Source organism: candidate division KSB1 bacterium (assembly GCA_034521575.1).
GTDB lineage: Bacteria > Zhuqueibacterota > Zhuqueibacteria > Residuimicrobiales > Krinioviventaceae > JAXHMJ01.
In genome coordinates this window covers 366475-387201 of sequence record JAXHMJ010000003.1, presented here as the reverse complement: position 1 = coordinate 387201, position 20727 = coordinate 366475, and the positions used below count along the sequence as shown (strand labels likewise).

The following is a 20727-nucleotide window of genomic DNA, read 5'->3' as shown; positions in this document are numbered from 1 at the left end:
TGCGGTTACGCAGCCGAATCCGCGAGTTCCTGATCATCACCATCTTTGAGTTTCAAGGACGGCTTTGCATTCTCGGTCACAACCTTTGGGGTCACCCGGCATTCCGCTACATCTTTACGCGACGGCAGGGTAAACATGATCTCGTTCATAACCCGTTCCATGACCGACCGCAGCCCGCGCGCGCCGGTGCCGCGTTTTTTCGCAACGGCAATGATCTCTTTCAGCGTATTTTTCTCAAACTCGAGTTCAATATCATCCATCTTGAACAGCCGTTTGTATTGCTTGGTCAGGGCATTGCGCGGCTCGGTCAGGATCTGGTACAAGGCGTCCTCATCCAGTTCATCCAGAGTGGCGGTTACCGGCAGACGGCCGATAATCTCGGGGATCAGCCCGAAATGCAGCAGGTCTTCCGGCTCCACGTGGCGCAGCATATGCTCATTCGCGGCTATTTTTGAATCCACATCGGCTCCAAAGCCCATGCCCTTGCGTCCGATGCGGGCGCCGATAATTTTTTCCAAACCGTCAAAAGCCCCGCCGCAGACAAATAATATATTTTTTGTATTCAAATTGATAAAGTCCATTTCCGGATGTTTGCGTCCGCCTTTGGGCGGCACCGCGGCAACCGTGCCTTCGAGCATTTTCAGCAGCGCCTGCTGCACGCCTTCGCCGGACACATCGCGGGTGATAGACGGGTTGCCGCTCTTTTTGGCAACCTTATCCAGTTCATCAATATAAACGATACCGCGTTCGGCGCGCTGCACATTGTAATCCGCGGCCTGCAGCAGCCGCACCAGGATATTTTCCACATCCTCTCCCACGTAACCGGCTTCGGTCAGCGTGGTGGCATCGGCAATGGTAAACGGCACCTGGAGAAAATTTGCCAGTGTTTGCGCCAAAAGGGTCTTTCCCGTACCCGTAGGACCGATGAGCAGCACATTGCTTTTTTCCAGAACAACCGCTTCATCTTCATCCTGAAGCGTGCTGTCCACGCGCTTGTAATGATTATACACTGCGACTGAAATCGTCTTTTTCGCCTCTTCCTGACCGATGACATAGTAATCCATTTCTTTTTGATCTCTTTCGGCGTCGGGATATCTCCTTCCCACTTGAACGCCTTTTTCGACTGTTCTCGGGCGATAACACGATTGGCAATGTTGACACATTCGTTGCAGATACTGACATCAGGACCGGTTACAATGGTTTCGACCTGACTGGAGTTTTTACCGCAAAACGAACAGATGGCAAACCGCTGCTCGCTCTGTCCTGTTTTTTTTGTCATAGATAATCCTTGTGTGTCATTAGGGTTCGCCGTGCGGAACGTCAGGAAGATTTATCAATCTCCCGGCGGTCCATAACTTCATCGATAATACCGTAATTTTTGGCCTCTTCACCGCTCATAAAAAAGTTGCGGTCGGTATCTTTTTCGATTTTCTTCAGGGTTTGACCGGTGTGCACCTGCATAATTTTATTCAGCTCTTTTCGAAGCGTCAGGATTTCATTGGCCTGAATTTCAATATCACTGGCCTGACCCTGGGCGCCGCCCAGCGGCTGATGGATCATAATGCGCGCGTGCGGCAGCGCCGAACGTTTGCCTTTGGCGCCGGCGGCAAGCAGCAGAGCGCCCATACTGGCGGCCTGCCCCATACAAATCGTGGCAATGTCCGGTTTGATGTACTGCATGGTATCATAAATCGCCAGTCCCGATGACACCACACCGCCCGGAGAATTGATATACATATACACATCCTTTTCCGGGTCTTCGGCTTCCAGGAACAGCATCTGGGCGATAGCCAGGCTGGCAACATTGTCATCAATCGGACTGCCGACAAAAATAATTCGTTCTTTTAATAACCGGGAAAAAATATCATAAGCGCGCTCTCCGCGGCCGGTCTGTTCAACTACAACAGGTACCAATCCCATAACTTTATCCTCATTGTGTCAATTCTCATGTACTGATACCAGAATTTTCTTTTTCCTCTTCCTCCTGGTACCAGGATTTTTTATTCTCTGTAATATTGCCTTTTTCCGCCAAAAAATCAAACACTTTCTTGAACAACAGATCATCCTTGATGTTTTCTTTTTCCTCATCACTTTCGTCGATCTGTTTGGCGTGTTCTTCGCCGTTCTCTTGCAAAGCGCGCCTCTCGTCGATGCGGGCCTGAACCTCTTTGTCATCAACACTGATGTTTTCCTGATCGATCAGCTGGCGCATAATATAATGCCGTTTGATATTGCGCTCGGCAAAGGGTTCATACTGCTGCCGAATAAACGCCTCATCCGCATTTTCATCGCGTTCTTTTTGAGCCTCGACCAGATTATCCAGGTAACGCTTCAAAACCGATTCCGGCACCTCGATATTATTGCGCTTGATCATCTCATCGACAATCACATTCTCAAACTCGGCGCGATTGGTTTCTTCAGCCTGCTGCTCCAGCTCTTTTCTGACCTGGTCGCGCAGGGCATTTAGGCTGTCAAAATCCCCGACATCCCTGGCAAACTCATCATCCAGATCCGGAAGCCGTCGCTCTTTTATTTCATTGACCTTGACATTAAAAAAATGTTCCTTCCCGGACTCGTCTTCGCTTTGCGGGTCGTTGATCGTTAGAGAAATCCTGCGTTCTTCATCCGCCTCAACACCCCGCAGCTGCGGCGTCAATTCCTCATCATCATGTTTCAGCCAGAGCTGCTGATTTTCAAATTTACGGCCGATGATCGGCGTGCCGCTGCTGTCCACTTGCTGCAGATCCGCCACCACATGATGTCCGTCTTGTGCTTCTCCGTCCACGGTATACATCATGGCCTGGCGCTGACGTAAATTCTCCACGGCTTTATCCACATCTTCATCTGTAATTTCGTATACGCTGTATTCCAGCGGCAAATCGGTATAATCCTTGACCTCAAATTCGGGAAATACATCAAATTCGATCTGAAATGAAAAGCCGTTTTTCTCATCGTAATTCATTTCAGTGATGCGCGGTTCATCGAGAATTTTAAACTCATTCTCATCCAGTATGGTTTTCCAGGCACTGTCCATCATTTCCTGAAATGCCTGATGCTTGATCTCATCGCCGTACATTTTCTCAATCAGAGATTTCGGTACTTTGCCCTTGCGGAATCCCTCAATTTTGATGTTTTTGTACGCATTAAACACGGTGTCATACTTGGGTTTGGATTCCTCAACCGGAAATTCAATTTTAATTGTGGTGTGCCATTTTTCGTTTGTATTTACATTGTATTGCAAAACTCACCCTCTTTTTGTGATATTGGTTAATTGTTCATAAAAAAATCGCCGAGTGTCCACATGCTACCGGGTTCCTCGCCGATCGATTTATGTGCGAGAGGGGGGAGTCGAACCCCCACGCCGCGAGGGCACTAGATCCTAAGTCTAGCGCGTCTGCCAGTTCCGCCACTCTCGCCAAAGATGAATAATATAACAAGAACACCAGCCAAAGTCAATTTCTTTTTTGAGCCCCGATTGCACGGATAACTGTTGTAAATTCAACGTTTTTTTCTTATGTTTCACATTATGAAACTTGTCCATATATCCGACACCCATTTGGGATTTTCCGAATATCACAAAGTCGACAGCGAGAGCGGCCTGAACCAGCGGGAGCAGGATTTTTACCGATCCTGGCAGACCGCTATTGAGCAAATTCTAAGCCTCAAACCGGACGTCGTGGTACACGCCGGAGATCTGTTCCATACCCCCCGGCCCAGCAACCGCGCCATCCACACAGCCATGCAGAGCATCCAGCAGCTGAATGATGCGGAAATCCCGGTAATTCTCACCGCCGGCAACCATGAGACGCCGCGCATTCGGTTAACCGGCTCCATCTTTGAACCGTTGAATCTTTTTCCGCATGTCTACGCCGCCTATAGCAGCCGCTACGAGCGCTTTCGCCTGGGAGACACGGACTTTCACTGTCTGCCGCACTGTTCGCTGTCCGAAGACCTAAAACAGGCCATTCAGGATATCGAAATTCGACCGCAGGCCGCCGCCAATATACTGATCGCGCACGGCGCCTGGGCCGGCAAGCGCAGATACGGTATGGGTGAATTCAACGAACAGATCATCCCGGATATCGAAACCCTGCGCGGCCTGCAGTTCGATTATACAGCGCTGGGACATTATCACCGTCACCTCCGGGTCAAAGATCATACTTTTTACTGCGGGTCCACCGAACGCACCAGTCTGAACGAACACCAGGCTGAATGCGGTTTTCTTGCGGTCGATATTGACAAGGCGACCTACGATTTTCAACCCCTGCCGACGCGCAGCATGCGCAAATTCAGTCCCCTGGACTGTTCAGGATTGACCTCCACCCGAATTTATCAGGAGCTGGAAACTCTGGCCGAATCGGATATTAAAGACGCCATTGTGCAGATCAACCTGACACAGATCGAACACGACGCATTTGTCAAACTGGATATGCGTCAAATTGATGAACTCTTCAAGTCAGCATTTGTACTGGAAAAACAGATGAGCAAAAAGCAGCAAAACGGCACCTCCGCGGGCGAGACGCGCATCGAGTCTCTGCCGGTCGAGTTTGAACGTTATCTGCAGCAGCACACATCGGGTGAATTCAATGCCGACAGACTCTGCCGTCTGGGCGGCGAATATCTGGACGCCGTGGAACAAGCAACAGAAAATCCGGAACAGCCATGATCATAAAGTCCCTGAAACTTGAAAACTATAGACGTTTTGAGCAGTTGGACATTGATCTTCCGGAAACCGTGATCGGCATTATCGGCCGCAACGGCAGCGGCAAATCGACATTGGTGGAAGCCATCAGCTGGGCATTGTACGGAAACCGGTTTGTGCGCACGGATAAAAATGATATACGCTCACAACATGTGGACACGTCAAAAGACTGTTCTGCTGAAATGATCTTTGAATACGGCGGCGCCGAGTACCGGATCATACGCAAACTCAAGGGCAAAAACGCGATCAGCGAATCCGCGGTCTACCGGACCGGCATTGACGAGCCTCAGGCTGTACAGGACCGCGGCGTGAATGCATTCATCGAACAACTGCTGAAACTGGACTATCGCTCCTTCACTGCTTCGGTGTTTGCCAAACAGAAAGAACTGGCCAAACTGGCGTCTCTGCAGCCGGAGCAGAGACGCCAGACCATCAACCGGCTGATCAACATCGACCAGATTGACCGGGCGCGCGACCAGGTCCGCCGCGATCGCAACGACAAACAGAGCACTCTCAAGGGTATGCAGTCCGGTCTCAAGGACATGGTCGATCTGAAACAACGGCTCAAACTCCTAAAAACGGAAAAATCGAAAACCGACGAAAACCTGTCTGAACAAAACAAAGCGGTCGGGCGCGTGAACCATGCCCATAAAACAGCGCAGCAGGAATATGACAGCGCTGCCGAATTGAGAGAAAAATTTCAGAATGTTACTTCCCGGATCGAATCCGCACAGCAGCGCATTAAAGATCAGACACAATTTTTAAAAACCAATCAAGACGAGCTGGCGAACATCAAAAAAGCCGAAGAGGACCTGGCGCCGCTGCAAACCCGCATCGAACCGCTGCCCGGCCTGTTGAAAAAAAAGGAAACTCTGGATGCGGACTATAAGCGTTACAATGACCTGCAGATCAAGCGGGAAAAACAGACCCACCTGAAGGATCTTGTCAAGCAAGATCAGGTCGAACTGGAGCGGCTGAATCCGGAACTGGAAACGCAGGAAAATTTACTGACACGCAAACAAAAGCTCAACCGGGACAAACAACAGCTTGAGACCGAACTGGCGCAATGGCGGGAAAAAGTCAAACAGGCGCATGCTGATCTCAAAACCGCTGAATTCCGCGGCAAAGAACTTTCGAACAAACTGGACGAGATCCGGAAACTGGGACCGGACAGTCCCTGTCCGGTGTGCACGCAAAAGCTCGGCAACCACTTTGAAGAGGTGACACAGGACCACGAAAAGCAACTGAAACAGCTGCGTCAGGACTATAAAACCGCCAAACAGACTGAAACAGCAGCGCAAAGCGGAGAATCTGATTGTCAGCAAAAACTGGACGAAACCCGTCGGCAGCTCGAAGGGCTATCGGTAGATCTGTCACGCATTGAACAGGCCAAACAGCAGGCCGGTGACATCAACAAACGGCTGGCCAGCAATCAAACGCTGCTGCAGCAGCTGCAGCGGATTATTCAGGCTAAAGATATTGATTATGATGCAGAGCTGCATGAAGAAATCAACACAGAGTGCACAGAACTGCAGCGTATTCAGCAGACCGTGATCCAGCTGCAGGAACGTGTAAAACGCAAGCCTGTACTTGAGGAACAGATCACGCAAAACCGCAAGACGATTCGAGACCTGGAGACACGCCTGTCAGAGCTTGAATCCGAGCGAAAGGCCCTTGATTATGATGAAGAGAGATTTCAACAGAAAAAACGGCGGGTTGATGAGCTGGCCGCGGAACGCGACAAAGCCATAGAAACGCTCAATGATTTGAAGGAAAAAAGCGCGGTTCTGGCCAGCCGGATCGAAAACACCGAGCAGGACATCCAGGAACAAAAACAGCGATTGAAAGAAATTGACGTTCTTCGGGAGGATATCAGCTATCTGAACGCTCTGGATGAACACTTTGGCCGGTTTCGCCTGCATCTGGCCGGACGGGTGCGTCCGTTTATCGCGGCGCGCGCATCGGAACTGATCAAACTCACCACCCTGTCGCGCTATACCACCCTGGAACTGGACGAAGATTACACCATCCGTCTGTTTGACGGCAACATTCCGCATCTGCTCGAACGGTTTTCAGGCGGTGAGCAGGACCTGACCAACCTGTGTCTGCGTATCGCCATCAGCCAGGTGGTGGCGGAACGCAGCGGCGGCGCACCGATCAACTTTATCATTCTGGACGAAATATTCGGGTCTCAGGACACAGAACGACGCGAATTAATTTTAAATGCGCTTTCTTACCTTTCCTCTCAGTTCCGGCAGATCCTCATCATTACGCATATTGACAGTATTCAGGATATGCTGCCCGCTATCTTTCAGGTCAGCGCAGATGACCATCAGACCAGCTCTGTACGCGTGCTCGCCTGATTTACATTCGTCTGCCAAACTTGAACCCCTTCGGTCAAGTTTTTGCAGCATTATACTGCAGCGCCTGTTTGCACGGTAAAATTGCGCTGTTTTGTCCCCATTCTTTCCACAGCCGTTGTAAAAATGGGACAAAACCTCAGTAAATGCAGTCATTTTTAAACTTTATACTTGCTTTTTTCATTAAAAATGGACATTATGTTGTCAGGGTATATGGTAAATGTAATATGGAGTGTGATACGGTGAAAGTATTAAAAAGCATATTCGGATTAGTTCTTGCCAGCATTCTTCTTATGGGAATCGCTGCCGGTTCCGCGGACGCGCAAACCTATCAATTCAAAGGTCGAACCAACAATGCACCGTACGAATTTATCAACAAAGACGGACAGCCTGATGGTTTTAACATTGAAATTCTAAAGGCAATATCAGAAGAACAGGATTTCAATTTTCGCGTTGAACTGGAGCCATGGTATCAGGTAAAACACGAGTTTGAACGGGGACGCATTGACGGCGTGACCGGTATGTACTCTTCGCGTGAGGCGGAAGAATATGCGTATTTCGGGGATCCGCTGGTCCAGGTGGCCCACGTTATTTTTGTCAGAAATGATTCTAAAATCCGTTCTCTGCTGAACATCAAAAGCAGAAAAGTGCTGGTAGAGAAAAGCCAGATGATGGTCAATTTTCTCAACAACAGTCAAATCGCCACAGACATCACCATGGAAGAGGACCCGCAAAAAGCGTTCAATGCGTTGATACGGGGTGAATATGACTGTGTGCTGTGGCGCAAAATGCCGGGATTGCATTATCTGACGACTCACGGTATGGCGGATGAAATCAAGACCACAGGAAGCACATTTGAAAAAAATCAGTATTTTATCGCCATTAAAAAAGGCAATAACGCCCTGTTTCAAAACATCAATGCCGGCATCCAGGCGTTGAAAGAAAACGGGCGCTATGATGAGATCTATAACAAGTGGTTTGATATCGAGCCATCCAAGAGCGTTTGGGCAAAAACCCAGACCTGGATCTGGATCAATATCGGTATTATTATGGTACTCGTTATCTGGGCGTTCTGGTCGCTCAATCTTAAAAAGGAAGTGACCCAGAGAACCCAGCGGATGGAAAAAGAAATTCAGGCCCGTAAATCGGCTGAAGAAGAACTGCGCGACAGTGAGCGCAAATACCGTTCTTTGATCGAAAATTCCAACGATGCCATTTACCTTATTTTTAATAACAAGATCGAGATCGTTAATCAAAAATTCAAATCTATATTCGGATACAGCGAGAATGAACTATACGCTGATCATTTTGATTTCAGGCAGCTCGTCTCTCCGCAGAGCCGCGATCTGATCGGACAACGTGAAAAGGATATTTCATCCGGAAAAAACGTCGGACCCAATTACGAATTTACCGGTCTTTCCAAAGCCGGTGATGAAATCGATCTGGAAGCCTCGGTTTCCTATGTTAAATACAAGGACGGTTATGCCCAGCAAAGTATTTTGCGTGACATTACCGAACGCAAACGCATGCAGGAAAAAATGCAGCAGATGCAGAAAATGGAAGCGATCGGAACACTGGCCGGCGGCATCGCGCATGACTTTAACAATATCCTGACCGTGATCAATGGTCACGCTGAAATGGTGCTGATGCAGCTGGATGAATCACACCGGGCGCGCAAAAGCATGCAGCGTATCATGACCTCCGGCAACCGCGCAAAAGACCTGACCTCCAAATTGCTGGCTTTTAGCCGCCGTCAGTATCACCAGGCAACAGCGCTGAATGTCAATGAAACTCTCGACTCTTTTAAAAATATGGTTCAGGGCCTGCTTGATGATCATACCGAGCTTGATTTTATGCTTGCCAAGGACACAGTTCCGATCAAAGCAGACCCCAACCAGCTCGAACAGATTCTCTATAACCTGACGATGAATGCCAACGACGCGGTTGAAGACGTCAAAGACGGCAAAGAGCGTAGCATCACCATTCAGTCGCGAATGGCGTCCAAAGCTGAAGTCCAGAGTGTGATGGAAGCCGATATGCCCAAAGGTGACTATGTGGTCATCGCGGTCAATGACACCGGTGTCGGTATTGAACCGGACGCCATGCCCAAGATCTTTGATCCCTTCTTTTCAACCAAAGAAAAAGGCAGGGGCACGGGACTTGGTCTGGCCACTGTATACGGCATTATCAAACAGAATCACGGCAACATCCTGATTGACAGCACCCCCGGACAGGGTACCAGCGTCAAGGTTTTCTGGCCGGTTTCCAAAGAGAAACTCGAAGAGAAAAAGCAACCTGTGGAAAAACCGGTACAGGGTGGTCAGGAAACCATTCTCCTGGTCGAGGACGACAAAGAAGTCCGGGAATTCAACAGCTCTGTGTTGCGTAACCTCGGTTATAACATCATCGAAGCGGACAATGGGAAATCCGCTCTGGCTGTCTACGAGGAAAGCGACAAGAAAATCGATCTGGTCCTCACCGATGTCATCATGCCGATCATGAACGGCAAGGAACTGGCCCAGCAGCTGCGGGAGAAAGACAAACAGATAAAAATTATCTTTATGTCCGGTTACACGGATGATCAGTTGTCAGACCGGGGCGATCTGCTGCAGGATATTTCTTTTATTCAAAAACCGTTCTCTATTAAACGGCTGGATGGAGAAATACGAAACGTTCTCAAGGCGTCAAGCAGCGCCAATTAAACGAATATCAAGCCCGGTCTTTCAGGATCGGGCTTTTTTATTGATTCCCGTTTTTTTCCATTCTTACAGAAATAAAAAAAGCCAAATCTAACGATTTGGCTTTTACAAATTGTATGTATCCGGATCAATATCAGACGCCAGCATCGCCTTGTTTTGCATTTTCCTGCAGACGCCTGATATTCAGTCCTTGCAGAAAAATCATAACCAATCCCACAACCAACACCGGAAAAAAATTGATAGCGTGCAGCACAATGGCAAAGGTGAGTCCTTCACTCTTGGGAACCGCAAAGAACGCCAGAGAAATCTGACAGAGAAAATGATACGTTCCCACGTATCCCGGAGAAGACGGCACCACAATGGCGATCGTGGTGATCACCTGCAGCACCAGAGCGGTTGTCCAGGGCAGGTTGTATTGGGACACAAATTCAAAAGCCTGCAATCCGATTTGAAAGATGAGCATATAGCACAACCAGATTAACGGGGACAGGACGATGACAGCCAGATAATGTTTCCAGTTTTTCAGCGCCACCAGACCATCAACAAAAGAATTCAGCAGCTCAATTATTTTATCGCCAAAAGTGTCCGGAAACGGGGTAAGCAGATATTTGACAAGTTTGAGGGACCGATCCCGGTAGAATTTGGCAAATACCAGGAACAAAAACAGCAACAGGATTCCCAAAAATGCGATAATCCCCGATTGTTTAACCCAGTCCGGAAACGGAAACACAATTAGAGTCAACGCCATGAGAATCAGCAGAGTAAACATATCAATAATGCGTTCGACGACAATGGTGGCGAAAACAGAACCGCCGTGCACGTGATGTTTTTTCCCGACCATATAGGCACGGATAAACTCGCCCAGATGAGCGGGCAAAAATGTATTGGCCATATATCCGATCAGAAGAGACGAATACAAAACTTTTAAATTCACCTGACTGAGCGGCGCGACAAGAAACTTCCAGCGCAATGCCCGCAGCCAGTGACTGAAAAACATCAGCGCAACAGCCGGAATGATCATCCAAAAATGCATTTGCTGAAATGCATCTCCCATACGAGCAAAATCAACTTTGCGGAAAGATAAAAACAGAAAAAATGCGCTGAACGCAATACCCAGCCACAGCTTCCAGTTCGACAGATATCGTTTCATTGGTTTTCCTTTTAATAATTCTGTATCTGTAAAACTCTTGATTCTACATAAAAAGATTGATATATTTTGCAAACAAAAAGTTACTGATTTTTTATTGGAATATCACTGTTTTTTTCAAAAAAATCGCTCCCGTATATACTTGCAGCTTCAATCGACATAGGAACCAACTCGACCCGGTTGTTGATTGCTGAACGTGATAAAAACCGGATTTCAACCATAGAGACCCGGGAAACCCTCACCCGTCTCGGTTCAGGGCGTTCGGACACCGGCGAATTGTCAAAAGAGGCCATGCAGCGCGTTCTTTCGGCGCTACGGTTTTATATGGATCTGATCCGGGCGCATGCAGTCAGTGATGTGAGGCTGTTTGCCACCAGCGCTACGCGGGACGCGGCAAATCAACAGGCTTTTTTAAAGTCGATCAGACGTGAAACCGGATATTCCTGCCGGGTTTTAACGGGAGAGCAGGAAGCAAACCTGTCTTTTTTAGGAGCTCTCAGCGATATCGATCCCGTCGGCAGTCTGTGGGTTGTGGATATGGGAGGCGGCAGTACAGAAATGATACATGCGTACGCAGGTAGAATCAGTTCTGTGTACAGTCTGGAGATGGGCAGCCAGCGTTTTGCTGCAACTATTCAGAACGATCCACCCTGCGCACAGGATCTGGAACGAATAAAAACTCTGTGTAAGCACCAGCTTGAACAGATCGAATCTCCGGCTGCACCCGACACATTGTTATGCCTGGGCGGAACTGTCTCTACCCTGGCTATGATTCATAAAAAACTCCCGCTGACCGATGCATTGCAGGCGCATCATACCCGGTTGTCTGCGGGGAACCTCGCAGAACTGGTCACCGTATTGTCAGGCCTGCCTGTCTCTTTACGGCGTTCTCTCACCGGTTTGCATCCGGAACGCGCCGGACTTGTTTTACCCGGCGCCGTCATGATGAAATGTATCGCTGATTTTTTCAATCAGACCGTCACGGTCAGTCTGCGCGACCTGCTTTACGGAATATTTCTGCAAGATAACAGCTCAACTTTAATATCAGAAAATGATTCAGTATAAATCCTAAAGACAAGGAGTCGTATGCCTCGAAAATCAATCACCACCCGCACCGGTGACCATGGAGAAACCCGACTGCTGGACAATACGCGAGTGCGAAAATACCATGTGCGACCGGAAGCGTACGGCACCCTGGATGAAGCGGGCGCGTTCCTCGGACGGGCGCGATCTGTCACCTCCATCCCCTATATATGCACTACACTGCGTACGCTTCAGAACCATTTGTATCTCTTGAACTCGGAACTGGCGTGTCCGGAGGACAAACGTGATCAGTTAAAAACGATCATCACGAATCAACAGCTCGGATACCTGGACACATGCATCACGTTTATTGAAGACAATATAGAAATGCCCATGAAATTCTATCTGCCCGGCCAGTCACCCGTTTCCGCGGATATTGACATTGCACGCACCATTGTTCGCCGGGCCGAACGCCGGATCGTGGAACTTGACGGCGAAGAGCCGCTGGAAAATAATTATATCCTCCCCTACCTCAACCGATTGTCCGACCTGTTATTTCTGCTGGCCCGCTATGAAGAATTTAAAAACGGCATTGACTATGCTCATCCGGAAGCAGAATAATCATCATCCCGCCGCCTCTGCAAAAATCCTACTTTATCAGCGTAACAGTCTGATACCGCCTCTGATTTCCAACCCGGTATGAAATGATATAGGTCCCGGAGGGAACCGACCGACTCTGCTCATCCGTTCCATCCCATTCAAGTCGCTGATCACCGGACCGTCGGGAATTGGCCAACTCGCGTATACATTGACCGGTCGCGGACAATATACGGATGCGGACGGATTGTTCGGTTTGAACCGAAAAGGGAATTGAAACCGCCAAGTTGAAGGGATTCGGAAAAGCGGGTTTCAGAGTAAAAGCTTGCGATGTCTGTGTCTTGTCGTCCTCGACAGACGTATTCAGAGACAAAAGACTCACAAGATCACTCAATGAAACGCGTCCACTGTTGACGGTACCGTGGTAGGAAAACGATCCGTGCTGCATATAATGCAATCCGATATAGGGAATATCAACCAGAGTCTCATCCGCCGGATGGGCAACCTGCAGGTAGCCCATATTAAAGGTTTCACCGCAGATATGACAGGTCTCAAGTCCCCACATTTCATGGTGGGTGACGTATACACCGGAACCGGAATCCGGCAGTGCATTCAATTGTGCAGCAAGATCGGCAGCCAGGTCAGCGCCGTCCGGCACACCGTTCATATTCTCATCCGGATCATAGATCATCCTTCCCAATTGGCTTTCCTCTTCATCCGTCAAACCATCTTTATCAGCATCCGGAATAACCGGCAGATGATGCAGATCGGATGCTGTCGACAAAATATCGCGCAGCCGGTGCGGTGTCAGCAGAGAATCCGCTTCTCCGGGACTGTTAAAACTGCCACAGCTGAAAAAATGATGCTGGAGATACGACACGCGCAGCGAATCCTTGCGCAGCGGATTGATCACCTGCATATATCCCATATTGACGGACTGACCGCAATGCGGACACATGACCACACCGCGCATTTTGTACTCCTCAACATAAACGGAATCGTGAGACGCGTTTCTGCCGAGACTGTTTATTTCCTGTGCATAGCGCAGTGCCAACTGTTCACCATCCGGTTTTCCATTGTTGTCAGTATCCGGATTTTGAAGATCATTACCCCAGAACATTTCCTCGGAATCCGGCAGCCCATCTGCATCAGCATCCGGCTCAACAATGGTGATGTGCGATCCGCCGCGTCCGGCTGCGACTTTGCAGAGCAGCCCCGCATTGACATAGCCTTTGCCATGGACATCACCCTCATAGGCGAAACTGCCGTGAGAAAGAAAATGATGCAGAGACAGATAAGGTGTCTCGATGGAAAGATGCTCCAGCGGATTCACAATCTGCGCATATCCCATATTAACCGTTTCCTGACAAATGGAACAGGTTTCCAGTCCCCGCAGCTCAAAATCATTGATATAGGGCCGATTTTTCTGCGGTGTGTGCGGCAGGCTGTCCAGGACAGCAGCGAGGTGTTGCGCGAGTTGAATTCCATCGAGTTTTCCGTTGTCATCTGTATCCGGATTACCCGGTTCTGTGCCGCATATGACTTCATAATTATCATTGAGGAAATCCTGATCCTGATCCATATCGTCCGGCAGGTCAAGATGATGCAGGTCGATATCCCGAGGGGCGGACTGGACCGCAGGCGGCATTAACAGCGCGGCGCCGCTCACCAGGACGGACAGAGCCGTGACCGCGGCACAAGTTTGTTTCAGGAACGACCGGTTGGATCGCGCCCGCTCCGGGATATGCTGCATTTTTTTACAGGACTCAAAGGTCTGCCGATACAGCGGCAGCAGCTTGCGCGTCAACTCACAATGCGGACACGCCCAATGAAACAAAAGCTCCTGTTCATGGCTCTCCAGATCATTGGGTGCATACCCATGCACAATATAGTGCTCAATGCAGCAGGACGGAAATCCAAACAGCATTCCCTCCATCCGGCGATGAACCGGATTTTTGCGCACGGGTTTGCCTTCAAACGCGGACAAATACAGATCGATCGAACCTTCTGAATGCGAAAATACAGACTCTGTACAGATATCACCGGTATCCAAACGCCTCGAAACATGCGCCACTTTCAGCTTGAGGGATTCCAGAGCCTCGACCTGATTCGGCGTCAGCGTCTTTTCCCAGCGGCTGAGGGGTTTGATCCCGGCACGCGTGAGCCGCGCCAAATAGGCAAGCTCAAACTCCAATTGCTCTGTTTTGTTCTTTTTCATAACAACCTCATCATTGAGAATGAAACTGTACATGTTCTCACAAACTAAAATCGCCGATACCAGCGCGTGACCTTATTGCAAATAAACAAATTTCTTAATTTTAGATTGCCTCGCAGATTGCAATTGATAAAAATACACCCCACTCGCCAATGCGCCAGGCGCAGTCCATTTCATGCTGTAATGACCTTGACTTTTATATTCATCCAATACCCTGTCAACTACTCTTCCTGTCATATCATAGATTGTCAATGTGATCTGAGAAGATGATAGGAGATTAAATTCGATAAAGGTTGTTGAATTGAACGGGTTGGGGTAATTTTGTCCGAGCTCAAAGATCAAAGGATTTTTCCGCATACCGACAGTACTGACAAACTCTCCAAACTCTTCACCGTTGATTCGCGCAAACGTCAAAACAGCCCGGGCGCCTGCCCCGCCTTCACCTATTGACCATTTAGAAATTCCATAATTTTCTGAGAACTCCCTGCCCACCCCCACCCCACCCGGATAAAAATAAAACCGCTTGAACGCTGCAGAATCGGACAACAATCCAACCCGACTCATTCCTGTCTGATATTCAGCAACACACATATTATGATCAGAACAATAAATACTCATGTCATGGCCCATCTGATCATAAAATTCACCATATTGAGGTTTCCACCAAAAGATACAAAAATAATACCAGCTTTCCGCTAAAAAACGGAACTGTATTTATTATAGTTACAACTCTATTATCTTTTACCGGTGCGAATATTTATCAGCACACACAAAGAGTTTTCCACACTAAAACCGGATTCAGCCCTGAAATCAAATCTGTAAATGAAAACAACGGCGACAGGGTAAATATTCAAAAAATTTATCCCCGGCAATGTGTACGATTTGGGATTATTCACAGTCTTTTGCTGTTATAAAAATAAACGTTCAGGATACAACGAGACCACCGCAGATGAATCTTTCTCCACTATTTTGATGCCGGCAGTATGCCCCCGCTTTTCTCTGATTCCTGACAGAACCAAGAAAAGTGAAACACAAGGAGATATTATTATGTTAAACCGCTCGATTCTCTGTCCATTAATCGTTACGGCCATTTTGGCATCCGTTTTTATGTTTGGCTGCGCCACAACCTTTCAAAAAGCCCATATAAAAGACATGCCGCCTCTTGAATATCCCCTTGGCGCTCAGATGGATGAACGCGAAGGTGAGGTGGTCTTGGCCGTATATATCAGTCAAGACAGCGCCATCAAAAGTCTCGAAATCCAGTCCTCTTCCGGTTATGCAGACCTGGACAGCGCTGCGATGGAATTTGGCCGCAAAGTCAAATATATACCCGCACAAAAAGACAATGCCCCCATCCCATCCTGGACGCTGCTTCGTCTGAATTATAAACTGGATAAAACGCCCTTTGCTCAGGAAAAGTGGCTGCGAGAGATTCATTTGCTGCACAAGCGTATTGCAAAAACAAGCGACTCTTACAAGCGGGAAAAAGCGCTCGAGGAACTATATGATGCATCGTTAAATCTGGCCGGTTCTCTTTCACTGGATAAAAGCCCGCGGATAAACCATCGGCTGAAAAAACTTGTATCCGATCCGGTTTACGATGATTGGCAGTCTTTGGAAGAGGTGATACCGCTTCCGTTTGTCGTCCTGAAAGATTATCTTTACCGGTATCCGTCCAGTGCGCGTTACAATGATGTCAAATCACGTCTGCTGCAGTTTATAACAGTATTCAAGCAAAAGGTCATTGACTATGAGGGCGATATTCCCAGAATCCAGGAGCGCAAGGATAAAATTATAGAATTTCTCGATCAGCGGATCAGCGAGCTCGAAAACAATCATCTGTCATTGCGTTCAGAGTTTAGACAATGAGGCCGCTTTAAAGGAAGGCGCTGGAGAGTAATGCCTGCCATTACTTTTAAGATTTAATTTTCATTTTTACTGATTTTGCATTATATTATTACAGTTTGTACAAACCTGAAAATCAAAACAACTATAGAGGAGGAACGATGACAACCATCGTTGATGTCTATGCACGAGAAATACTGGATTCGCGCGGCAATCCAACCATTGAAGTTGAAGTGACACTGGAATGCGGTGTAACCGGGCGGGCAGCCGTGCCTTCCGGCGCATCCACCGGTGAAAACGAAGCCCTTGAACTTCGCGACGGTGATAAAAACCGTTATCTGGGCAAAGGCGTTACCCAGGCGGTCGCCAATGTGAATGATCTGATTGCCAAAGAGATCGTGGGTTGGGACGCCATCGATCAGGTCGGCATTGATAAATATATGCTGGAACTGGACGGCACCAAGAACAAAAGCAAACTGGGCGCCAATGCCATTCTGGGTGTCTCTATGGCCACGGCAAAAGCAGCGGCTGAGGCATTGGGAATGCCGTTGTACCGTTATATCGGAGGCACCAATGCCAAACATCTGCCTGTTCCGATGATGAACATCATCAACGGCGGTTCTCATTCCGATGCACCCATCGCATTTCAGGAATTTATGATTCGACCGGTCGGCGCTCCTTCGCTGAAAGAAGCCCTGCGCGTCGGCGCAGAGGTGTTTCATAACCTGAAAAAAGTACTCAAAGACCGCGGTCTGAACACATCTGTCGGCGATGAAGGCGGATTTGCCCCGGGGCTGGACGGGACAGAAGACGCGCTGGACAGCATTATCAAAGCGATTGAAAAAGCCGGTTATAAACCCGGCACCGACGTGACCATCGCTCTGGACTGCGCCGCCTCTGAATTTTACAAAGACGGTGTATACGATTATACCCTTTTTGAAGGTGATAAAGGCAAGAAACGCTCCTCGGAAGAACAGGCCGACTATATTGCCGAACTGGTGGGCAAATACCCGATCGATTCCGTTGAAGACGGCATGGATGAAGGCGACTGGAACGGATGGAAAGTATTGAACGACAAAATCGGCGACACATGCCAGCTGGTCGGCGATGACCTGTTCGTGACCAACGTTGAGTATCTGGCCCGCGGTATCCGGGAAGGGTCTGCCAATTCAATTCTGATCAAAGTCAATCAGATCGGCAGCCTCACTGAAACGCTGGATGCCATTGAAATGGCGCACCGCGCCGGATTTACCACGGTTACTTCTCACCGCTCCGGTGAAACTGAAGATGCAACGATCGCTGATATCGCAGTTGCAACCAACAGCGGACAGATCAAAACCGGATCAATGAGTCGCTCCGACCGCATGGCCAAATACAACCAGCTCTTGCGCATCGAAGAAGAACTGGGCGAAGAAGCCATATACGGATATGAAAAAGTAAAATAATCGCTGTATTTCGACCCCGGCTGCGGCCGGGGTCTCTTTTTTTTCAGGAGGGATGATGAATACCCTGAAACGTTTCTTATTCAATCCCAAATTTTTGCTCACCCTCGGTATACTGTTTATCTTGTACACATTGGTGTTTGATCAAGGCATGGGATTCATCCGTCAATATCGATTGACTATGAAAAATCGGGACCTGCGGCAAGAAATCGCAAATGCCAGGGAAAAACAAAAAGAATTGCAGCAGGACATCGATCGACTCAAACACGATCTGACCCGAATCAAACAGGAAGCCATTAAAGCCGGATACGCCGAACCGGATGAAATTATTATTAATATTCGTGATTAAACCGGATGATCATCAAAACTCTGAGAAAATACTTTGCTGCCGGGCTGTTGTTCATCGTGCCACTTGTGCTGACGTTTTATATTGTAAGCTGGCTGTTCCTGCGCTTGGACGGCGTTCTAAATGAACACATCAGCCGCCTTCTTTTAGATGTATTCAACCAGCCGGCGAGAAACGTGATCATTCCGGGTCTAGGATTTTTAACACTGGCGCTGATCGTTCTCACCACCGGATTTGTAATCACCAACTATTTCGGCAAAAAAATCGCTCAGCTCAGCCAGTTCATTCTTCACCGAATTCCGGTCATTCGCCATATTTACGGCACACTCGATCAAATCAGCAGCGCCTTTCTTTCTGAAAAAAGCGAAACCTTTAAAAAAGCCGTGTTGTTTGAATATCCGCGCCGCGGTGTTTATTCGATCGGATTCATCACCCAGAATACGCGCGGACTGGTGCAAGACATTCTGAGCGATCAGGATATGTACAGTATTTTTCTCCCGACAACCCCGAATCCGACCTCTGGATTTCTACTGTTTGTTCCAAAAACCGATGTTCACGTTTTAAACATATCTGTAGAAGAAGCGTTAAAATTGGTCATCAGCGGTGGAAGCGTGACGCCGCAGGAATTGCCCCCAAATGCGCAACCCCATTCAGCAAACCATGGTAAGCCCAACGTGTGATATCTGTACGATTATATATCATTGCCCTGCTATTGGGATTGCTGACACTAAGTCCAGCTCAATCGCTCCGCATCCCGGTCTTTCCCCATTCCCGGCATACGCTGTCATTGGGTATGCAGCAGGAATTCAACACCTATCTCTGGAATATCGGCCTGGATTACAGTAAAAAAGTCAATTCCCGACTGGGGTTTCATATCACCGAGACATTCAGATCTTCGATGCTTCAGAGCAGTCGCAACCAGAACAAATGGAAGGATGACCAGACCCTCACATTCGGTCTGCAATATGGTCTTGGCAGCGATTGGATGCTGGTATCAGATCTATCATCCGTGCTGTATACGGACAATCAATCCGGATTTAATAATGATGTTCGCACTCACCGGACAAGAATGGGGCTGGTTTACGATCCCGGGCGCTATTTTCGCGGCTATGCCACGGCTGGTCCCAAATGGGACAACAAACTGAAACACGATGACAAGGGGGCCACCTATGCCGTCCGGCTGGAAGGAAAAAATCTGAACTGGCAGGAATACAACAATGATCTGGCCTTTTCAATCCAGGAAGAGCGGTATAAAACAAGACGCAACCGTGATTTGAACGTCAATTATCTGGTGGGTCGGCAGTTTTCAGATTTTGCATCCGATTCACTGACAGTATTTGTCAACCAGGAACGACATGACAATTACGTCACCCTTAACCAGGATATTGAAAGCCAGCGTCAATACGAACGCGGTTTGGAAAACGATTTGTTTTATCGTATTTCTGAATTGGCGGATTTGCGCGTGAACACCGCATTCACCACCCGGGATGTCGAGGTCAAACAATTTGGAGAAACCCTGGAATCGCGCAGCCGCAAACGCACAGACCAACGGCTTGCCAATGATGTCACCTTGAGACTGGATCATCCCTGGTTAAAGGGGCACTTTACACTGTCGCATTATCTTCAGGAACAGCGTTACGATCTGAATATCGAAAAACAGGATCATCCGTTCTCTCAGCGGACGGCCTTTATCACCCCGGACAATAAAAGTTCGCGTATTAGACTCAACTCGCGTCTGGACGCCGCATTTTCACCCAAAGACACCCTTGAAACCGTACTTTCCATCAGCAAATATCAGTACGACACGCCGGATGAAGAAAATTTCGATGACCGGGATGAACTGCGTATCAATTCACGGCTGCTCTATTCACACGTATTTAACGAACTGTTTGCCATCGACTTGCTCGCCAGTGTAAACCTCTATCATATGGTTTATATTTTTGGTGAGCGCAGCGCAGACAACAACTGGAACCGGATTTTGCGGCTAAAGCCGTCACTCCGCTGGAAGCCTTTTCCTTCGCTTGTTTTTCATCAATCCTTTGAAGTGCTGTCCAATTATGTCGATTACGATTTTGAGGATAAGACACCGGCCACCCGCAGCTTTGTATTTCGTAAATTCGCAGTAGAGGATTCTCTGCTATGGAAAATTTTTCCGCATACGTCTCTGAGTCTGGACTATAGATTGCAGTTGGAAGAAAACGGACAGCTTTTCTGGAAGGACTGGACGGAAAAAATACTTGTAACCCGGCGAAAACAATGGTTGCATTTTTACCTGAAATATAAGAAATTAGGGTATATACATATCGCGCCTGGTTTTCAGTATACACAAGCGGGAAGAATGGCGGCATAAA

General features: G+C 48.3%; 15 protein-coding genes, 1 tRNA gene and 1 pseudogene. 10 read left to right on the top strand and 7 right to left on the bottom strand.

Features of this window, described 5'->3' with window-relative positions; genetic code table 11:
- Window positions 1–5: 5 nt before the first annotated feature.
- The 4 genes and pseudogenes from clpX to U5R06_10215 form a co-directional block, all read right to left on the bottom strand.
- Window positions 6–1279 (bottom strand): annotated as a pseudogene (gene clpX / locus U5R06_10230) (ATP-dependent Clp protease ATP-binding subunit ClpX).
- 41 nt (window positions 1280–1320) lie between these two features.
- Window positions 1321–1920, bottom strand: coding sequence for an ATP-dependent Clp endopeptidase proteolytic subunit ClpP (gene clpP / locus U5R06_10225; GenBank protein ID MDZ7723158.1), 600 nt, complete (start codon window positions 1918–1920; stop codon window positions 1321–1323).
- Window positions 1921–1945: 25 nt separating this feature from the next.
- A complete protein-coding gene (gene tig / locus U5R06_10220) occupies window positions 1946–3241 on the bottom strand; it encodes a trigger factor (GenBank protein MDZ7723157.1) in 1296 nt (431 codons plus the stop codon).
- A 92-nt stretch (window positions 3242–3333) separates the two neighbouring features.
- Window positions 3334–3416 (bottom strand) — tRNA-Leu (locus U5R06_10215).
- Window positions 3417–3526: 110 nt separating this feature from the next.
- Between U5R06_10215 and U5R06_10210 the strand changes: the two genes are divergently transcribed.
- The 3 genes from U5R06_10210 to U5R06_10200 all read left to right on the top strand — a co-directional run bounded on the left by U5R06_10210 (window position 3527) and on the right by U5R06_10200 (window position 9764).
- Entirely contained in the window at window positions 3527–4666 is a 1140-nt protein-coding gene (locus tag U5R06_10210) for an exonuclease SbcCD subunit D (protein ID MDZ7723156.1), read from the top strand.
- Window positions 4663–7065 (top strand): SMC family ATPase, encoded by a 2403-nt coding sequence (locus tag U5R06_10205; GenBank protein ID MDZ7723155.1) that lies wholly within the window; start codon window positions 4663–4665, stop codon window positions 7063–7065. Before U5R06_10210 ends, U5R06_10205 begins: the two co-directional genes overlap by 4 nt.
- 239 nt (window positions 7066–7304) lie before the next feature.
- Window positions 7305–9764, top strand: a complete 2460-nt coding sequence (locus U5R06_10200; GenBank protein ID MDZ7723154.1) for a transporter substrate-binding domain-containing protein — start codon at window positions 7305–7307, stop codon at window positions 9762–9764.
- Between the two features lie 130 nt (window positions 9765–9894).
- Here the strand turns inward: U5R06_10200 and U5R06_10195 are convergent, their stop codons facing one another.
- Complete coding sequence (locus U5R06_10195; protein ID MDZ7723153.1) at window positions 9895–10911, bottom strand: lysylphosphatidylglycerol synthase transmembrane domain-containing protein; 1017 nt, start codon at window positions 10909–10911, stop codon at window positions 9895–9897.
- A 180-nt stretch (window positions 10912–11091) separates the two neighbouring features.
- On the opposite strand from U5R06_10195, the gene U5R06_10190 reads away from it, so the two are divergent.
- Window positions 11092–11973 carry a hypothetical protein gene (locus U5R06_10190; protein ID MDZ7723152.1) on the top strand — a complete coding sequence of 294 codons (882 nt, stop codon included), beginning with the start codon at window positions 11092–11094 and terminating at the stop codon, window positions 11971–11973.
- Window positions 11974–11994: 21 nt separating this feature from the next.
- On the top strand, window positions 11995–12552 hold the full coding sequence (locus tag U5R06_10185; GenBank protein MDZ7723151.1) for a cob(I)yrinic acid a,c-diamide adenosyltransferase: 558 nt from the start codon (window positions 11995–11997) through the stop codon (window positions 12550–12552).
- A gap of 28 nt (window positions 12553–12580) precedes the next feature.
- Here the strand turns inward: U5R06_10185 and U5R06_10180 are convergent, their stop codons facing one another.
- Both U5R06_10180 and U5R06_10175 read right to left on the bottom strand, forming a co-directional pair.
- Window positions 12581–14746 carry a hypothetical protein gene (locus tag U5R06_10180; GenBank protein MDZ7723150.1) on the bottom strand — a complete coding sequence of 722 codons (2166 nt, stop codon included), beginning with the start codon at window positions 14744–14746 and terminating at the stop codon, window positions 12581–12583.
- 72 nt (window positions 14747–14818) lie between these two features.
- Window positions 14819–15361, bottom strand: coding sequence for a T9SS type A sorting domain-containing protein (locus tag U5R06_10175; protein MDZ7723149.1), 543 nt, complete (start codon window positions 15359–15361; stop codon window positions 14819–14821).
- Window positions 15362–15790: 429 nt separating this feature from the next.
- On the opposite strand from U5R06_10175, the gene U5R06_10170 reads away from it, so the two are divergent.
- The 5 genes from U5R06_10170 (at window position 15791) to U5R06_10150 (ending at window position 20726) form a co-directional block, all read left to right on the top strand.
- On the top strand, window positions 15791–16612 hold the full coding sequence (locus U5R06_10170) for an energy transducer TonB (protein ID MDZ7723148.1): 822 nt from the start codon (window positions 15791–15793) through the stop codon (window positions 16610–16612).
- A gap of 137 nt (window positions 16613–16749) precedes the next feature.
- Window positions 16750–18033 carry a phosphopyruvate hydratase gene (gene eno / locus U5R06_10165; GenBank protein ID MDZ7723147.1) on the top strand — a complete coding sequence of 428 codons (1284 nt, stop codon included), beginning with the start codon at window positions 16750–16752 and terminating at the stop codon, window positions 18031–18033.
- A gap of 52 nt (window positions 18034–18085) precedes the next feature.
- A complete protein-coding gene (locus tag U5R06_10160) occupies window positions 18086–18379 on the top strand; it encodes a septum formation initiator family protein (protein ID MDZ7723146.1) in 294 nt (97 codons plus the stop codon).
- Between the two features lie 5 nt (window positions 18380–18384).
- Window positions 18385–19056: a DUF502 domain-containing protein gene (locus tag U5R06_10155; protein MDZ7723145.1), complete on the top strand. Its 672-nt coding sequence runs from the start codon at window positions 18385–18387 to the stop codon at window positions 19054–19056.
- On the top strand, window positions 19053–20726 hold the full coding sequence (locus U5R06_10150; protein MDZ7723144.1) for a hypothetical protein: 1674 nt from the start codon (window positions 19053–19055) through the stop codon (window positions 20724–20726). Before U5R06_10155 ends, U5R06_10150 begins: the two co-directional genes overlap by 4 nt.
- The last annotated feature ends 1 nt before the right edge of the window (window position 20727 follow it).

Coding starts and splice junctions, on each gene's coding strand:
- clpP (MDZ7723158.1), bottom strand. CDS start 1,920: ATGGGATTGGTACCTGTTGTAGTTGAACAGACCGGCCGCGGAGAGCGC.
- U5R06_10210 (MDZ7723156.1), top strand. CDS start 3,527: ATGAAACTTGTCCATATATCCGACACCCATTTGGGATTTTCCGAATAT.
- U5R06_10205 (MDZ7723155.1), top strand. CDS start 4,663: ATGATCATAAAGTCCCTGAAACTTGAAAACTATAGACGTTTTGAGCAG.
- U5R06_10195 (MDZ7723153.1), bottom strand. CDS start 10,911: ATGAAACGATATCTGTCGAACTGGAAGCTGTGGCTGGGTATTGCGTTC.
- U5R06_10185 (MDZ7723151.1), top strand. CDS start 11,995: ATGCCTCGAAAATCAATCACCACCCGCACCGGTGACCATGGAGAAACC.
- U5R06_10180 (MDZ7723150.1), bottom strand. CDS start 14,746: ATGAAAAAGAACAAAACAGAGCAATTGGAGTTTGAGCTTGCCTATTTG.
- U5R06_10175 (MDZ7723149.1), bottom strand. CDS start 15,361: ATGAGTATTTATTGTTCTGATCATAATATGTGTGTTGCTGAATATCAG.
- U5R06_10170 (MDZ7723148.1), top strand. CDS start 15,791: ATGTTAAACCGCTCGATTCTCTGTCCATTAATCGTTACGGCCATTTTG.
- eno (MDZ7723147.1), top strand. CDS start 16,750: ATGACAACCATCGTTGATGTCTATGCACGAGAAATACTGGATTCGCGC.
- U5R06_10160 (MDZ7723146.1), top strand. CDS start 18,086: ATGATGAATACCCTGAAACGTTTCTTATTCAATCCCAAATTTTTGCTC.
- U5R06_10155 (MDZ7723145.1), top strand. CDS start 18,385: ATGATCATCAAAACTCTGAGAAAATACTTTGCTGCCGGGCTGTTGTTC.